Source organism: Kineosporia babensis, from assembly GCF_021129305.1.
GTDB classification, from domain to species: Bacteria; Actinomycetota; Actinomycetes; order Actinomycetales; family Kineosporiaceae; genus Kineosporia; species Kineosporia babensis.
The window spans coordinates 74,486-90,034 of record NZ_JAJOMB010000007.1; the positions used below are offsets into that span (position 1 = coordinate 74,486).

Consider the following 15,549-nt stretch of genomic DNA (forward strand, 5'->3'; position numbering starts at 1 on the left):
AATCGGCGGATGCGAGACGACGTGCTCCCGGCCGCCGTGCGGGAACGGGCCCTGGCCCTGGCCGCCCAGAACCAGTTGCCCGCATTTCTCTACGATCTGCCGGCCCTGAAAACCCAGGCCGGTCAGATCCGGGATGCGCTGGCCGGGGCCGGAGTGGAGTTTCTGTACGCCGCCAAAGCCAATCCGGACGCCCAGCTGCTGCGGGTGCTGGCCCCGCTGACCGACGGCATCGAGGTGGCCTCGGGCGGCGAGCTCGAGCACGTGATGGACGCGCTGCCGCACGCCCGGGTGGCCTTCGGCGGGCCCGGCAAGACCGACCGTGAGCTGATGACCGCGATCCAGCGCGGGGTATGGCGGCTGCACGTGGAGAGCCTGCGTGAGCTGAACCGGGTGATCGCGCTGGCCGGGCGGCGGCCGGTGGAGGTGCTGCTGCGGGCCAACCTGCCGTTCGGGGTCACCGGGGCGGCGCTGAACATGAGCGGGCCGTTCGGGATGGACGAGGAGTCGCTGGTCGTCGCGGCCCGGATCGCCCGGGACGCGGCCGCGGCAGGCAGTGGGGTGCGGGTGCGAGGCGTCCACGTGCACCTGGCCTCCGGGCTGGACGCCGAGCAGAAGCTGACTCTGGACGAGCGGGTGCTGGACTGGGCGCGCACCTGGCTGCGGGCCAACCTGCCGGGTTTGAAGTCCCCCGAGGTCAACCTGGGCGGGGGGATGACGGTCGACTACGCCGAGCCCGGCCATCGCTTCGACTGGGCGGCCTACGCCAAGGGGCTGGCCGGACTGGCAGACGGATCGGTGGTGCTACGGGTGGAGCCGGGCCGGGCGGTCAGCGTGCATTCCGGCTACTACGTCAGCGATGTGCTGGACCTGAAGTACACCCGCGGCCAGGCGTACGCGATCGCTCGCGGGGGTACGCATCATCTGCGTACCCCGGCCGCCAAGGGGCACAGTCAGCCGCTGGTGGCGCTACCTGGACCGCAGCGCTCCGGGGATGCGCTGAACGACGACTCGCTCACCGTGGTCGGTCAGCTCTGCACCCCGAAAGACCAGCTGGCCACCGGGGTCCCGGTGCAGGACCTGCGAATCGGTGACCTGCTGGTGTTCCGGATGGCGGGGGCCTACGCCTGGAACATCTCGCACCACGACTTCCTGATGCACCCGCACCCCAGCTTCGCCTACCTGGACTGAGGGTCAGCAGCTCGAGGACATCTCGCAGACGTTGTAGTTGGTGTTGCGCACGAAGTCCCGGCGCTGCCCCTCGGCCCAGACCCCGAACAGCACCAGGGCGATCACCACCACGGCGACGATCTCCACCTTCAGCACGATGTCGGTGACGTGCTTGGCGCCCTGCAGGATCGGATGGTCTCGCTCCTGAGGGTCTCGCGGATGCGGCGGGTGGTCGTCGTGGTGCAGGTCGCGCAGGCCCACCGAGGCCGGCACGAAGTCCGGGTCGCTCTTGTCGTGGCCCAGGTGCACGGGTTCGGTGCGGGCGTTCAGCATGGCCGCGCTGGCTGCCGTCCGGCCCGGCAGCAGCCGCGCCCCACCACCCCCGCCGTGGTGGATGCGCACATCGTCGAGCAACTCGTCGTCGTCATGCAGCGGACGACGAGCCGTCGGCACCCGTTCCGGCTCGGCCTTCTCGGGGCTTTCCTCAGCGTGCCGGTGGCCGAGCAGTTCGGTCCGCATGAACAGCAGACCGAGGACGGCGATCGGCCACATCCGGGTGGTGACGGCGGCCGCCACGATCGTCAGGGCGGCGAGGTAACCGGCCATCCGCACCGCCCGGCCGTAGCGCGGCAGGCGGCCCATCCGGATCAGGATGTGCACGGCGAGAAGCCAGCACACCGGGATCCAGCCGAAGGCCTGGATGATTTCGGCGACCGACATGGGAGCCTCCCGAGAGGAACCGTCGCCGGCGATCCGATGCCACCGGCGGTAGGCGCGGTATCGGCATTCCTCGCGGGTTACTTGAGCGGCTCCACCGACAGCAGGTCACCTGGATCGCAGTTCAGCACCTGGCAGATCGCGGTCAGGGTGGAGAACCGGACGGCCCGGGCCCGGTTGTTCTTCAGCACCGACAGGTTGGCCACGGTGACCCCGGCCCGGGCCGACAGCTCGGTCAGGGTCATCCCCCGCTCGGCCAGCAGCCGGTCGAGGTGGCAGACCACGCCGGCCGGGGGTGCGCTCACACCAGCCCCTCGACGTCGCGGTGCAGCTTCTCGCCCTGCCGGAACGCCTCGGCCAGCACCAGGAGCACCAGCGGGAAGAGGATCACCGGGGTCAGCGAGAAGGTCATGCCGAACAGGAACGGGCTGCCCTCCTCGACGAGCTCCAGCCGGTCCAGCACCTGCATGGTCGCCACCCGCGGGATCAACGGCACCAGAACCGCTGCGGCAGTGGTGATCAGAGCGACGTGGGCCAGCCGGCGGGCATTGCCGGGAGCGAACGGGCGGCCGTCCGCGATCGAGGCCAGCAGGGGACGCAGCAGCAGGGCGCTCGTCCCGATCGCCACCGCGAGCAGAACCTCGCCCGCAGCCCCCAGCACCATCTCGGTCCGGGTGGGGTCGTTGGTGGTGAGGAACATCCCGTCGCCGTTCGCGGTGACCCGGGTCTGGGCGTAGGCGGTCTGCAGCCGGTGCTCAAAGGCCTCTTCGACGCTCGCCCCCTCGACCAGAGCCACCGGAAGCTTCAGCGGTGCGGGGCTCACGACGAACGAACGGACCAGCTGCACCGCCGCGAACCCCAGCGCCACCACACCGAGCAGCAGCAGCCCGGCCGAGATCACCCGCAGCGTGCGGGTCCCCACGTAGACCGGATCCCGGTCGATCACGAAACTGCCGATGCGCATCCCGGCGCTCCCCCCTCATCGCATATCGACATTCGATACGCCCCGCGAAGAGTGTTACGCATTGATTGTCGATATGTCCAGCTTTCTCCCGGATGCTCGCCGCCTGGCGATCCCCACCGGCGCCCGGCCGCGGGCCGACCTAGGATGAGCCGCATGATCGTCATCACGGTGCGTTTTCCGGTGAAGCCCGAGTACGCCGACACCTTCATCGACGAACTGCGCGAGCCCACCCAGGCGGTGCGCAACGAGCCCGGCTGCCTCTGGTACGACTGGGCCCGTAACGTCGAGGACCCCAACGAGTTCATCCTGACCGAGGGCTACGTGGACGCCGAGGCCGGCTCCGCACACGTCAACTCGGCCCACTTCAAGCCCGGCCTGGAGAAGATGCGGCCGATGCTGGCCGCCACCCCGCGGATCATCTTCTCCGACCTGGGCCCGGAGCGGACCGGCTGGGACCAGATGGGCGAGCTGCAGATCGACTGATCATCCGGCTCAGGCGCCGATGAGTTCCCGGACTCGTCGGCGTCTTGTCTTTTGCCGGTGCCTCACGACCGAAGGTGCCTCCCGACCGGAAAGGACGAGCAGATGCCCATCATCCAGCCCAGCCTGTGGTTCGACGGCAACGCCGAGGAGGCGGTCGCCTTCTACAGCAAGATCTTTCCCAACTCCTCCACCGTGCGCACCTCGTACGCCGGCCCGTGGAACCAGCACGGCCGGACCGAGGGGGTCCTGGCGATCGACTTCAAGCTCGACGGGCAGGACTTCAACGCCATCAACGGCGGCCCGATGTTCCAGTTCAGCGAGGCGGTCTCGTTCGTGGTGCTGTGCGCCGACCAGGCCGAGGTGGACCACTACTGGTTCGCGCTGACCGCCGACGGCGGCCAGGAGGTCGAGTGCGGCTGGCTGAAGGACCGTTTCGGGGTGTCCTGGCAGATCGTCCCGGAGATGTTCAACGAGCTGATCGTCGATCCGGACGAGGGCCGGCGGTCCCGGGCCTTCACCGCCATGTTCGGGATGAAGCGGCTGATCATCGCCGACCTGCTCAAGGCCGCCGACGGCTGAGGGCTCAGCGCTCCTTCGGCTTCACCGCGGTGATGGTGTGCTGGCGCGAGCCGATGCGTTCCGAGGGCGCCCGCAGGAACAGCGCCGTGTCGCCGACCTGCAGGGTGCCCCGCAACCGCAGGGCGGCGACCTCCTGCACCCGGGTGCCGTCCACCGTCACCCCGTTCGTCGAGCCGAGGTCGCGCACCTCGAAACCGTCTGCGGTGCGGGTGATGCTGGCATGCTTGCGGGAGACCAGCGGGTCCCAGTCGATCCGGATCTCGCAGTCGGCCGAGCGGCCGATCACCACCGGAGTGCGCTCCAGCATCGGGCGGGCCTTGAGCATCCCCGCCGCGTCCAGCCAGACCAGCGTGGGCGCGGTGCTCACCGGCAGCACCGGCGGGGCCGAGCCGGTGGTGTCCACCGAGTCGGCCTGGCGCAGGATCATCGTCTCCAGCTCGCGCAGCGCCGGCCCGGGATCCAGACCGCCCTCGTCGGCCAGCACGGTGCGGGCCCGGCGGTAGGCGGCCAGCGCCTCGCTCTGGCGCCCGCCCACGTTCAGCGCCAGCATCAGCTGACCCCACAGCCGTTCCCGTAAAGGCGCCGCAGCCAGCAGTTCTTCGATCCGCTCGGGCAGGTCGGGAGTGCCCCCGCCCTGCAGTTCGGCGTCGAACAGCACCTCGGCCGCCGACAGGCGCAGCTCGGCGAAGTACGCCCGGCGGCCCTCCAGCGCGGGCACCGGCACGTCCTCGCAGAAGTCGCCGCGCCAGATCTCCATGGCCACCCGCAGCCGCTTCACCGCACCCGGTGTCAGGTGCGCCCGGAGCGCCTTGACCGCCTCGTCCAGCCCGGCGGCGTCGGTGGCCACCACCGCGCTGTCCAGCCGGTAACCGGTACCCACCCGTTCCAGCGCCCCGCCGTACGGGGCCAGCAACGACCGCAGCTGGCTGACATGCACGTGCAGGGTGTTCGGAGCCGGGCTCTCGACGTCGAAGAACGCGTCTTCCAGCAGGGTGTCGGTAGTCACCGTGCGCCCGGCGGCCGCCGCCAGGACCGACAGGATGGCCCGCCGGCGTCGGCCCGCCACCGGGATAACCCGCTCTTCTACCCGCAGTTCCAGCGGCCCGAGCAGGCCGATCTGGACCGGCCGGTCCATCACAGGTGCGGGGTGATCTCGGCCAGGATCAGCTCCCGCGGCTTGACCCCCTTGATCCGCGCGACCTCCTGGCCGGCCCGGAACAGCACCAGCGTGGGCATGGCGGTGACCTGGTACAGGTCGGCCACCACCGGGTTCTCGTCCACGTCGACGAGGACCACCCGCAGCCGTCCGGACTCGTCGGTGGCGATCTGCTCCAGCACCGGGGCGATCATCTGGCACGGTGGGCACCAGTCGGCGGAGAACTCGACCAGCACCGGCTCGGGGCTGGCCAGCACGTCCGCGGCGAACGAGGCCTCGGTGGTGGTGGTCAGGGACACCCCACCACCATAGGACCTGAAACCCTCAGGCCGGATCCGCGGTGCGCACCGTGATCGGCGTCCCGTTCTCGATCGTCCGCGAGACCGTGCAGGTGCGATCGTGCGAGGCCTTGATCGCCCGCGGCAGCAGCATCCGCGCGGCGTCGCCGGCCTCACCCTCGGGGAAGCGCACGTCGAAGGTCAGCACGATGTCCTCGAGGTGGTTCTCGCCGTTCTCGCGCACGTAACGGGCGTCCACCCGGGCCTCGAAGTTCTCGGCCGGCGACCGCCGCCCGGTGACCACGTCCACGTCCACCGCGGAGCACCCGGCGATGGCCGCCAGCAGAAGCTCCACCGGGGAGAACGCGTCGTCGGCCTTGCTGCCGAAGCGCAGTGTGTTGCCGCGCTTGTTGGTGGCCTGGTACACGCCCTCCTCGAGACGTTCGAGGGTCACCGAGCGGTTGTCGTCGTTCTGTTCAGCCATGCCGTGAGCATGGCACGCGAGCTCAGAGCACAGCCGCGCGGCCTGCCTCCAGCCGGGCGATCGGCACCCGGAAGGGCGAGCACGAGACGTAGTCGATGCCGACCTGGTGGAAGAAGTGGATCGAGTCCGGGTCGCCGCCGTGCTCGCCGCACACCCCCAGCTTCAGGTCCGGGCGCCGTTTCCGGCCGTCGGTGGCGGCGATCCGGATCAGCCGGCCCACCCCGTCCACGTCCAGGCTCTCGAACGGCGAGACCATGAACACGCCCCGGTCCAGGTAGGTGGCGAAGAACCCGCCCTCCACGTCGTCGCGGGAGAAGCCCCAGGTGGTCTGGGTCAGGTCGTTGGTGCCGAAGGAGAAGAACTGCGCGGCCTCGGCCACCCGGGCGGCGGTCAGCGCGGCCCGCGGCAGCTCGATCATCGTGCCGATCGGGATGTCCAGCTCCACGCCCTGCTCCTGGGCGACCGTGGCCAGGATCTGGTCCGCCTCGTCGCGGATCAGGAACAGCTCCATCACCGAGCCGACCAGCGGCACCATGATCTCCACCTGCGGGTTGCCGCCCTGCGCCTTCAGCCCGGCCGCCGCCTCGCTGATCGCCCGTACCTGCAACGCGAACAGCCCGGGCAGGACCAGGCCCAGCCGCACCCCGCGCAGACCCAGCATCGGGTTGGACTCGTGCAGCTTGTCCACCGCGGCCAGCAGGCGTTCCTCATCCGGGTCGGGGTTCCCGGCGGCCCGGTCCAGCGCCACCTTCACCGACAGCTCGGTGCGGTCGGGCAGGAACTCGTGCAACGGCGGGTCGAGCAGCCGGATCGTCACCGGCAGATCGTTCATCGCGGTGAGCAGCTCGACGAAGTCCTGGCGCTGCAACGGCAGCAGCTCGTCGTACACCGCCTGCCGTTCCTCGCTGCCCGAGGCCAGGATCAGCCGCTCGATCAGCACCCGCCGATCGCCCAGGAACATGTGCTCGGTCCGGCACAGCCCGATCCCCTGCGCCCCCAGATGCCGCGCCCGAGCGGCGTCCTCTGCGTTGTCGGCGTTCGTCCGTACTCGCAGCCGACGGATCGAGTCAGCGTGCGTGAGCAGCCGGTCGACCGAGCGCACCAGCTCCCCGGTGTCCGGGTCGGTGTCCTTGAGCGCCTCGTCCAGCCCGCTCTCCAGGTAGGTGGCCACCGGGGACGAGACGACCGGCACCTCGCCGGCGAAGACCTCGCCGGTGCTGCCGTCGATGCTGATCATGTCGCCCTCGCGCAGCACCTCGCCGTTCACGGTCGCGGTGCCGGCCGCACTGTTCACGTCCAGCTCGGCGAAACCGCAGACACAGGTCTTGCCCATACCCCGGGCCACCACCGCGGCGTGGCTGGTCTTTCCGCCACGCGAGGTCAGCACTCCCTGGGAGGCGATCATGCCGCCGAGGTCGTCCGGGTTGGTCTCCTTGCGAACCAGGATCACGGCCTGTCCCTCGGCTGCCGCCTTCTCCGCGGCCTTGGAACTGAACACGATCTGCCCGGTCGCGGCGCCCGGTGAAGCAGCCATTCCCTTGCCCAGACGGGTCTTCTCGGCAGCGGCGTCGAACCGCGGGAACATCAGCTGGGCCAGCTGAGCCCCGTCCACCCGCTGCAGCGCCTCGTCCATCGTGATCAGGTTCTCGTCGACCAACTGGGTCGCGATCCGGAAGGCGGCCGCCGCCGTCCGTTTGCCCACCCGTGTCTGCAGCATCCACAACTTGCTGCGCTCGATCGTGAACTCGATGTCGCACAGATCCCGGTAGTGCGTCTCCAGCCGCCGCATCACCTGCAGCAACTGCTTGTACGAGGACGGGTCGAGGTCCTTCAGATCGGCCAGGCTCAACGTGTTACGGATGCCCGCCACCACGTCCTCGCCCTGCGCGTTCACCAGGTAGTCGCCGTACACCCCGCTGTGCCCGGAAGCCGGGTCCCGGGTGAATGCGACGCCGGTGCCCGAGGTCTCACCCAGGTTCCCGAACACCATCGTGCAGATGTTCACCGCGGTACCCAGGTCCTGCGGGATGCGTTCACGACGCCGGTACAGCCGGGCCCGCTCGGTGTTCCAGGAGTCGAACACCGCCCGGATCGCCATGTCCAGCTGCTCACGTGGATGCTGCGGGAACTCGTCACCGCTGTGCTCCAGGATCACCGCCTTGAACGTGCTGACCAGCCCTTTCAGGCTGTCCACGTTCAGCTCTACGTCGGTGGCCACGCCCTGGGCGCTCTTGGCCTCGTCCAGGGCGTTCGAGAAGACCTCGCCGTCGATCTCCAGCACGGTCTTGCCGAACATCTGCAGCAGCCGCCGGTAGGAGTCCCAGGCGAAACGCTCGTCGCCGCTCTCCTCGGCCAGGCCCTTGACACTGGCGTCGTTCAGGCCGACGTTGAGCACTGTCTCCATCATCCCGGGCATCGAGTGCATCGCCCCGGAACGCACGCTGACCAGCAGCGGATCGTGCCGGTCCCCGAGCCGGCGACCAAGATCGTCTTCCAGCCGGCGCAGCGCCATGGTCAGCTGCACCCGCAGTTCCCCGGGCTCGGTACCGGCGGCCAGGTACGAGCGGCAGGCCTCGGTCGTGATGGTGAACCCGGGAGGCACCGGGAGCCCGAGCTTGGTCATCTCGGCCAGGTTCGCGCCCTTGCCACCGAGAAGTTCTTTCTGCTCTTTGCTGCCTTCCGAGAACGCATACACGTACTGGGTCATGGATCCATCACGCCTTTCCGCGGACCGAGCTCCGAACGGCATTCCAAGAAGGCGAGAGTAGGTGCGCAAAAGCTGTCCGGACAGGGGGTGACCGAGTGACGCCGACCATGGCCAAGGGGGCTTGACCTGGACTTTCGCGGACAGGTAGCGGGGGTGGCAGCGATGCGCCCGGCGGTCGGCAACTGTTGCTTTAGGTGCTTTTGGACGGGGAAACGTCACCATTTCATTCGTCCCGCTGACGATAATTCGGCGCCGTTCCGCATGATCTTCCCGGAACTAATCAGCCGTTTCCCGGGCGGCGAAAGCATCCAGAGACAGGTCGCCCACGAACTCCACCAGGTTGTTGCCGTAGCTGCGCGGTTCGACGAGCCGCAGGGCCACACAGAACTGCTGCCCCGGAGCGTATTTGGCAGCCAGCTTGCGCCCCTCGCGGGCCAGGTGCCGCGCCCCGGCATGGTTCGCGATCGCGGTCTGGCCGACGATCAGGAACAGCGGCTTACCCGGACGGCCCACCCCTTGGTAGAGCTGGTCCGCCCCTTGGTAGAGCTGGTCCACACCTTGGTAGAGCCGTGCCACCAGCACCACCGCGCTCTCCCCACGTTCGTACTCGAACTCCCGCGCACCGACCCGGAAGGCCGACCTCTCGTCGCGCACGACCTCCTGGAAACCCGGCAGGAACCGGCGCAGGAGAGCCTCGGACCGGCGGTTGGAACTCGGCCCGCCGACACAGAACTCGGTCTTCTCGCCCAACCCGGTACGCGCGTCCTGGTGCATCAGGAAGTCCGGTTCAGCGTCACAACTCTTCACGACCACCGCGACCTCGACCATGGCCGCCACATCACCCCGGCTGACGCTGCCGTCCCGGCCCCAGGTGTCCTTGCCCACGACCACGGAGGCCCGCTCGCCCGGAGCCAGCCCGAAGAACCGCCTCGTCCTGGCCCGGCGACGGTAACGCCCGAGCATCCCGGCCAGCCACAACAGCCCGCCGAACAGCGCGCTCGCGGCCAGGTTGATGGCCAGATCCCCGCCCAAGCACCCTCCCCCAAGAATCTTGAGTGACTTTATCGCCACCCGTTGCCTCTTGCCCCGGTTGCAACGGATTCCGAGGATGGGTGACATGTCGTACCCGGAGCGTGTCGCCCATGTCGCCCCCTTGGCCTTCGACGGCCGGCGCTTCCTGTCCGAAGGCGCCACCGTGCTCACCGAAGCCGGCCGTATCCTGGCCGTCGAACCTGCGCAGCGACCAGTTCCGGAAGGCTTCGAGGTGCGCCACCACGAGCACGGCACGCTCCTGCCCGGCCTGATCGACACCCACGTCCACCTGATCGCCGACGGCCAGGACGGCGCCCTCGGCCGGGACCCGGACCGCACCCCGGACGATCGCGAGCAGGTAACGCGCGAATCCCTGCAGGCGCATGCCCGGGCCGGGGTAACCACAGTCCGCGACCTGGGAGACAACCGGTGGTCGGTACTGGAGCGGACCCCGTCTCCGATTGACCCCACCGTCGTCGCCTCCGGGCCACCCATCACCATCCCCGGCGGACACTGCGCCGCCATGGGCGGAGAGGCCGCGGGTTCGTCGGGCTTGATTGCTGCGGTGGACGAGCGTGCTCGCCGGGGGGCCGACCTGGTCAAGATCGTGGTCAGCGGCGGCGCCATGACTCCTGGCTCCGATCTGTTGTCGCTGCAGTACACACTTGAAGACGTCTCCCTGGTGGTTCGGAGGGCCGCTGAGCACGGGCTTTCGGTTGCCGCCCACGCCCATTCCCTGGCCGCGGTCGAACTGTGCATCGACGCCGGCGTCAAGAACATCGAACACTGCACCTGCCTAACCACTTCCGGCGTGCAGACTCCACCTGACCTGGCCTCCCGTCTACGCGACACCGGCATTCACATCGGCCCGACCTTCGGACGCCTGCCCGGAAGCCAGCCGTCGGCCCAGGCCCAGGAGGTCACCCGCCGCACCGGACTGGTCCCTGCCCACCGCTTCGCCCAGGTCAAGAAGCTGCACAGCGAGGGCGTTCTGGTGATCAGCGGATCCGATGCCGGCATCCACGCCGCCAAGCCCCACGGCATCGTGGCCCACGCAGTGGCCGAACTGGTAGCTGCCGGCATCGCCGCGGACGACGCCATCGCCACCGCAACCTCGATCTCGGCCCAGGCCTGCGGCCTGGCCAACCGCAAGGGCAGCCTCACCCCCGGCGCCGACGCAGACCTCTTGGTGGTGGACGGCGACCCCCGCAAAGACATCACCGCACTGACCCGGGTGAAATCCGTAATCCTCCAAGGCCAGGAACTCGCCCAGACCACCAGCACTACCGGCCGATAACTGCCCGAAGACCCCTACCCAAAACCCCAACCCGAGCACTCCAACCCGAGCAGTCCAGCCCGAACACCCCGCCCGAAATCCTCCCTAGAAACCCAACTCGAGCGCCCTGCCCGAAAACTCTTGCCTAAACAACACAAACCAAGTAGCCCAACCCGAGCACCCCTGTCTGAACAACCTGCCCAAACCTTCCCGCCCGAGCACCCCGGTCCAAACACCCCCGCCCGAACCCTCACGCCCGAGTACCCCGGTCCAAACACCCCGCCCGAACCTTCCCGCTCGAGCACCCCGCCCCAACCTTCCCGCCCGAGCACTCCGGCCCAACCACCCCGCCTCAACACCCCCTGCCAGCCAACCGCCCTTACCTCGCACCCTCCAGCACCACATGTTGCCCACCGGATCCCACTCCCAATCCGGCCGGAAGCAACCTCAAACCCAGCTTTTCCCAACCACATCCAAGCACCACCTACCGACAATCTTCACAACCAACCGCTCGGCCAAGCAACCACTCTCGCCCGACCCCCGACCCCAGACCCCCGACCGCCCCCAGCTCCACGCCTCGTCTGCCCCTCCTCGCTCCGAACAGCCAGGCGACCACCTCTACCCAGCCCCCTCACCCATATCCAAGCACCACCCACCGACAATCTTCGCGACCAACCGCTCTGCCGAACAACCGCTCTCGCCCGGATCCCGGCATCAGGTCCCGCATCCCCCAGTCACCAACTCCAGCCACCCCGGACGGCCGACCCAACCCACCCACCCCTCCGGCGTCCTTTTCCGATTCTGTCGGTGGTCGGGTTTATGATGGTTTCGCAAGTTGATGATGGCGAATCCTGTTGGGGGACGGGGTATTAACGATGGGGCATCTAGCCGATGGGCGCCTGACGGAACGCGCGCCGCAAGAACTCGTGGCGTTGTCAGGATGGCTACTGGAAGAACTCGATCCGGCCGTCGTCACGGCCCCGACCTCGTCCGAAACATCCTCTGCATTGGTAGAACTGGCAGTTCAGCAAGAATGGATCATCCGGTCGGTCCAGGCCCAGCACATCAGGACCTTGGCCCGAGCAGCGAAGACCATGCCGCCTGCTCGGCGTTACACCAAGCGCCGCAACCATACTGGCGATGCTGCTGCGGATCCGGCGGTTGCGGCAGACACGGCCACGCAGATCTCTTCGCTCCGGCTGACGTCGGCCCGGATAGCGCCAGAAACGAATCGCCATCCGCGTACCACCACAACGTTGCTGGAGCATGCCCGGGGCCTGGTCGATGACCTACCCGCCATCATGTGCCTGTTCAGCCAGGCCCGGCTGGACCAGACCCGTGCGATCACCGTGACCCGCATGCTGCACGAGGCCGCAGAAAGGATCGACGACTTCGAGCCCGGCACCGACCGCTGGCTCCTCACCGAAGCAGTCATCGCCGCCCAGGCTCCCGGCCTCACCAATCACGAACTGCAGCGGCTCATCGAGCGTCTCCTGCTCGAGCTGCAGCCGGGCTCCGGTACACCGGCCCACGAGGAGGCCCGGCGCAGCCGTCATGTGCAGTTCGAGGCCCTGGCCGACGGGATGGCCCTGATCACCGCCATGGTTCCGGCCGACATCGCCCAACTGCTGCACGGCTTCGTAGACGCCGTCGCGGACGCCGAACGCGACAGGGCACTGGAGAACGGGACAGCCGACCTTCGGACTCATGACCAGCGCTGCGCTGATGTCTTCGCAGCGCTGGTTACGGTGGCCGCCAACGGTTTACGCATCCCGCTGGCGACTGAAACACCAGACACTGAGGATGCCAGGGACCCCAGAGAGACCGGGGATTTCGGCAACACCGATGACGCCGACAACACCGGGGACAGCCAGCCAAGCCTGCCCAGGCAGGTCGCTCAAGCCTGGCAGCAGTTCCTCGCACGGAACGGTAGGCGCAGCACTAAGACCCAACTGAACGTGACCATCACCGATGCCACCCTGCTCGGCCTGGACAACACGCCCGGGCTCCTGGAAGGGCACGGCCCGGTCGCGGCCGGCCTGGCTCGCCGTCTGGCAGTCAAGCCTGCGCAGGTCAACCTGATCGTCGCGCCGGGGGCCTGCACCCACCCCGCAGCACACAGCCCCGAAGCACCCAGCACGGCTTGGTCTGATCCAGGCTCATCGCTCACGCCAGAACCAGCAAAGTCGGGTGCGCAGAGCGAAGGCCGCCGACCAGGAGAGTCGGGTGCGCAGAACAAAGGCCGCCCACCACGACAATCGAGCGTGCAGGACCAAGGCCGCCCACCAAGAGAGCCAGGCGTGCAAAGCGGGGGCCGCCCACCAAGAGAATCGGGTGTGCAGGGCGAAAGGCGCCCACCACGAGAGTCAGGCATGCAGAACGAAGGCCACCCACCAAGACAATCGAGCGTGCAGAACCAAGGCCGCCCACCAAGAGGATCGGGTGTGCACAGTGAAAGCCGCCGACCGGGAGAGCCGGGCTCACCGCAAGAACGCTGCCCGGCCGGACTGGATCACACCTTGCCCGGGATGAATCGCTACCGGCCCGGACGAGCACTCACCGCCCTGCTGAGCGCTCTCTACCCGACCTGCACCTTCCCCGGATGCACCACCCCGGCCGCCCGCTGCGATCTTGACCACCTCACCCCCTTTGACCAGGGTGGCGTCACCTGCGCCTGCAATTTGCGGCCATCCTGCCGCTCTCATCATCGCCTGAAGACCTTCGGCCGTTGGAGCGCCCGCGCCGCCCGCCCGGATGAGCCCTACCCGCTCGGCTCCACGATCTGGAGCACCCCGGACGGCCTCCAGCATCACACCCCGCCGCCGTGTCTACCCGGCATGCCCGGCTGGAGCCTGCCCGCCCTGACCAGCCAGCCCAGCGAGCCGGCACCCTCGCCCCTGTCCAGAGTGGATCTGATGCCCGCCGCCGAACGCACCGCCCGCCGCACCCGGACCTGGCAGAACGACCTGAACTGGTGGAAGGACTACAAGGAACGCCTGCGCCGCCAAGCCGAACAACGCGCCCGTGAGAACCCGCCACCCCTGCCCAGACCCCGCCACGCACCCTGGGGCGAAAGCAAGGAAAGGCTCCCTGGCCTCGGCGAACCGCCCTACTGATGCTGAACTAGAGCCGGGCCGGGCGCCGCAGGACGATGACCGAGTTGATCACGTCGTTGAGCGGGTGCAGCACGCCGAGTTGTTCCCAGCCGCTCAGCTCCTGCTCGCCCACCGCCGGGTAGAGCAGACGCCGCAGCCCGGCCGCGCTGCGCACCAGGAGTACGGCGCCGGGGCGCAGTCGTTCCCAGAGCGCGGCCAGGATGGCGTTCTTGGCCTCCGGGTCCAGCCCGGCCAGGGCGCCGAGCACCACCACGTCAGACTCGGAAACTGCCTCGAACTCGGCGGCTTCGGCGTGGTGGAAGCGCACCGGGCCCGGCCCGAGCAACGCGTCGGCACAGGCCGAGCCCAGCGCCACGGCCTCGGCGGAGTGATCGACCACGTCCACCGGGACCGCCAGTTCCGCGTACAGGCAGATCGCGCTGAGCGGGAGCGGGCCCGCGCCGAGGAAACAGATCCGCCGAGCCCCCGCCGGGTCCACCCCGAAGCAGCGCAGCAGGTTGATCTCCAGCCGGGTCAGCTCGCGGTAGTTGTCCAGGTAGGGAAAACCCTCGAGCTCGTCCTGCGGCTTGTCGGCGGCGGCGATGCGGCGGGACCAGTGCGTCTCCATCAGGTACTCGCCCTGGGCGCAGACCTCATGCAGGCCCGGCAGCCGCGAGGTGATCCGCTCGTCCTCCAGGACCCGCACGGCCCGGGGCGAAAGGTCTCCACCGTGCTCGCCGCACAGCCCGACGAGCTCGCCGAACAGCCGGTTCACCAGCGTTGACGGCTCCAGACCGGGCTGCTGACGCAGGCTTTCGTAGATCTCGGCGACCCGCCGGGCCAGCTGCTCAGCATGCAGCCGATCCGGCGAGACACCCGCCGACACAGCATCTGCCGATACAGCATCTTCGGTCAGAACCAGGTCGGAACCCTCCACCGACGACTCGAGCCTCACCGGCGCTCGGCCGCCGCAACCGGAAGCCGCGCACCGATCTTGGGCACGTCGATCTCGAAGTGCACGGTGTTGTAAGGATCGGGCCGGGTGTCCAGCACCTCGACCGTCGGCATCGAACGCCAGAACGCCTCGGCGCCGGGCACTCCCGCATCCGTGTGCAGGTACACCGTGTCGTACTCGCCGATCTCGGTGGCCCACACCGTGGCCTCGGCCACCAGGCGCCGGGCCAGACCCCGGCGCCGGGCCTCCGGCCGCACCCAGACCCGGACCAGCTGACAAGCCTCGGGCCGGTTGTAGCGGGCGCTGAGCCATTCCGGATTGGGCGGGGAGGCGAGGTGACAGGGCCGTACCGCCGTGGTGGCCAGCACCCGCTCGTTCTCGACGGCGACGAACAGGGCCGCGCGCGGAGCGTCGAGATAGGTGGTGGCCAGGTCGTCGATGTCCTGGTGCCAGCGTTCGTTGTAGCCGCCCATGTCCCGGTCGAGGACCTCACGCATGCATGCCACCGCACCGCCCAGATCTGCGGTCGTGGCCGTCCGGATCTCCACCTCGTCCATCTTCCTGCCCCCGTTGTCGATTGTCAGCACGGGTCTCAGACGATAGCCGATGTTTTGATAATGACTCTCATTCACCCACCAGTAACCACCGGGAACGCA

The 15,549-nt window shown here is 68.7% G+C and carries 15 protein-coding genes; 5 read left to right on the forward strand and 10 right to left on the reverse strand.

Going from position 1 to position 15,549, the window contains the following annotated elements:
* Nucleotides 1-9 precede the first annotated feature (9 nt).
* Nucleotides 10-1,188, forward strand: a complete 1,179-nt coding sequence (locus LR394_RS14880) for a type III PLP-dependent enzyme domain-containing protein (protein ID WP_231442148.1) — start codon at nucleotides 10-12, stop codon at nucleotides 1,186-1,188.
* Nucleotides 1,189-1,191: 3 nt separating this feature from the next.
* Here the strand turns inward: LR394_RS14880 and LR394_RS14885 are convergent, their stop codons facing one another.
* The 3 genes from LR394_RS14885 to LR394_RS14895 all read right to left on the reverse strand — a co-directional run bounded on the left by LR394_RS14885 (nucleotide 1,192) and on the right by LR394_RS14895 (nucleotide 2,848).
* A complete protein-coding gene (locus LR394_RS14885) occupies nucleotides 1,192-1,887 on the reverse strand; it encodes a hypothetical protein (protein ID WP_231442149.1) in 696 nt (231 codons plus the stop codon).
* Between the two features lie 77 nt (nucleotides 1,888-1,964).
* Nucleotides 1,965-2,189: a helix-turn-helix domain-containing protein gene (locus LR394_RS14890; protein WP_331283065.1), complete on the reverse strand. Its 225-nt coding sequence runs from the start codon at nucleotides 2,187-2,189 to the stop codon at nucleotides 1,965-1,967.
* Nucleotides 2,186-2,848: a DUF2975 domain-containing protein gene (locus tag LR394_RS14895; RefSeq protein ID WP_231442152.1), complete on the reverse strand. Its 663-nt coding sequence runs from the start codon at nucleotides 2,846-2,848 to the stop codon at nucleotides 2,186-2,188. Before LR394_RS14895 ends, LR394_RS14890 begins: the two co-directional genes overlap by 4 nt.
* Nucleotides 2,849-3,001: 153 nt before the next feature.
* Here LR394_RS14895 and LR394_RS14900 point away from each other — a divergent pair, with 153 nt between their 5' ends.
* Nucleotides 3,002-3,331, forward strand: a complete 330-nt coding sequence (locus LR394_RS14900) for a putative quinol monooxygenase (protein WP_231442154.1) — start codon at nucleotides 3,002-3,004, stop codon at nucleotides 3,329-3,331.
* A 102-nt stretch (nucleotides 3,332-3,433) separates the two neighbouring features.
* Nucleotides 3,434-3,910: a VOC family protein gene (locus LR394_RS14905; RefSeq protein ID WP_231442155.1), complete on the forward strand. Its 477-nt coding sequence runs from the start codon at nucleotides 3,434-3,436 to the stop codon at nucleotides 3,908-3,910.
* Nucleotides 3,911-3,914: 4 nt separating this feature from the next.
* On the opposite strand, the gene LR394_RS14910 is transcribed toward LR394_RS14905, so the two are convergent.
* From LR394_RS14910 to LR394_RS14930, 5 genes are all read right to left on the reverse strand, one after another.
* Entirely contained in the window at nucleotides 3,915-5,045 is a 1,131-nt protein-coding gene (locus LR394_RS14910) for a BTAD domain-containing putative transcriptional regulator (protein WP_231442157.1), read from the reverse strand.
* Entirely contained in the window at nucleotides 5,045-5,365 is a 321-nt protein-coding gene (gene trxA, locus LR394_RS14915) for a thioredoxin (protein ID WP_231442159.1), read from the reverse strand. The genes LR394_RS14910 and trxA overlap by 1 nt, the downstream gene beginning before the upstream one ends.
* A gap of 25 nt (nucleotides 5,366-5,390) precedes the next feature.
* Nucleotides 5,391-5,828: an OsmC family protein gene (locus LR394_RS14920; RefSeq protein ID WP_231442162.1), complete on the reverse strand. Its 438-nt coding sequence runs from the start codon at nucleotides 5,826-5,828 to the stop codon at nucleotides 5,391-5,393.
* 22 nt (nucleotides 5,829-5,850) lie between these two features.
* The gene (gene ppdK, locus LR394_RS14925; protein WP_231442164.1) at nucleotides 5,851-8,535 is read right to left on the reverse strand and encodes a pyruvate, phosphate dikinase; all 2,685 of its coding nucleotides are present in this window, start codon (nucleotides 8,533-8,535) and stop codon (nucleotides 5,851-5,853) included.
* A gap of 276 nt (nucleotides 8,536-8,811) precedes the next feature.
* A complete protein-coding gene (locus LR394_RS14930) occupies nucleotides 8,812-9,567 on the reverse strand; it encodes a hypothetical protein (protein WP_231442166.1) in 756 nt (251 codons plus the stop codon).
* Between the two features lie 85 nt (nucleotides 9,568-9,652).
* On the opposite strand from LR394_RS14930, the gene LR394_RS14935 reads away from it, so the two are divergent.
* The gene (locus tag LR394_RS14935; RefSeq protein WP_231442168.1) at nucleotides 9,653-10,864 is read left to right on the forward strand and encodes an amidohydrolase family protein; all 1,212 of its coding nucleotides are present in this window, start codon (nucleotides 9,653-9,655) and stop codon (nucleotides 10,862-10,864) included.
* Nucleotides 10,865-11,937: 1,073 nt separating this feature from the next.
* Nucleotides 11,938-13,959, forward strand: a complete 2,022-nt coding sequence (locus LR394_RS14940; protein ID WP_231442170.1) for an HNH endonuclease signature motif containing protein — start codon at nucleotides 11,938-11,940, stop codon at nucleotides 13,957-13,959.
* Between the two features lie 7 nt (nucleotides 13,960-13,966).
* Here LR394_RS14940 and LR394_RS14945 read toward each other — a convergent pair whose 3' ends face one another.
* Nucleotides 13,967-14,893 carry a nicotianamine synthase family protein gene (locus LR394_RS14945; protein ID WP_231442172.1) on the reverse strand — a complete coding sequence of 309 codons (927 nt, stop codon included), beginning with the start codon at nucleotides 14,891-14,893 and terminating at the stop codon, nucleotides 13,967-13,969.
* Nucleotides 14,890-15,480, reverse strand: coding sequence for a GNAT family N-acetyltransferase (locus LR394_RS14950; protein ID WP_231442174.1), 591 nt, complete (start codon nucleotides 15,478-15,480; stop codon nucleotides 14,890-14,892). The genes LR394_RS14945 and LR394_RS14950 overlap by 4 nt, the downstream gene beginning before the upstream one ends.
* Nucleotides 15,481-15,549 lie beyond the last annotated feature (69 nt).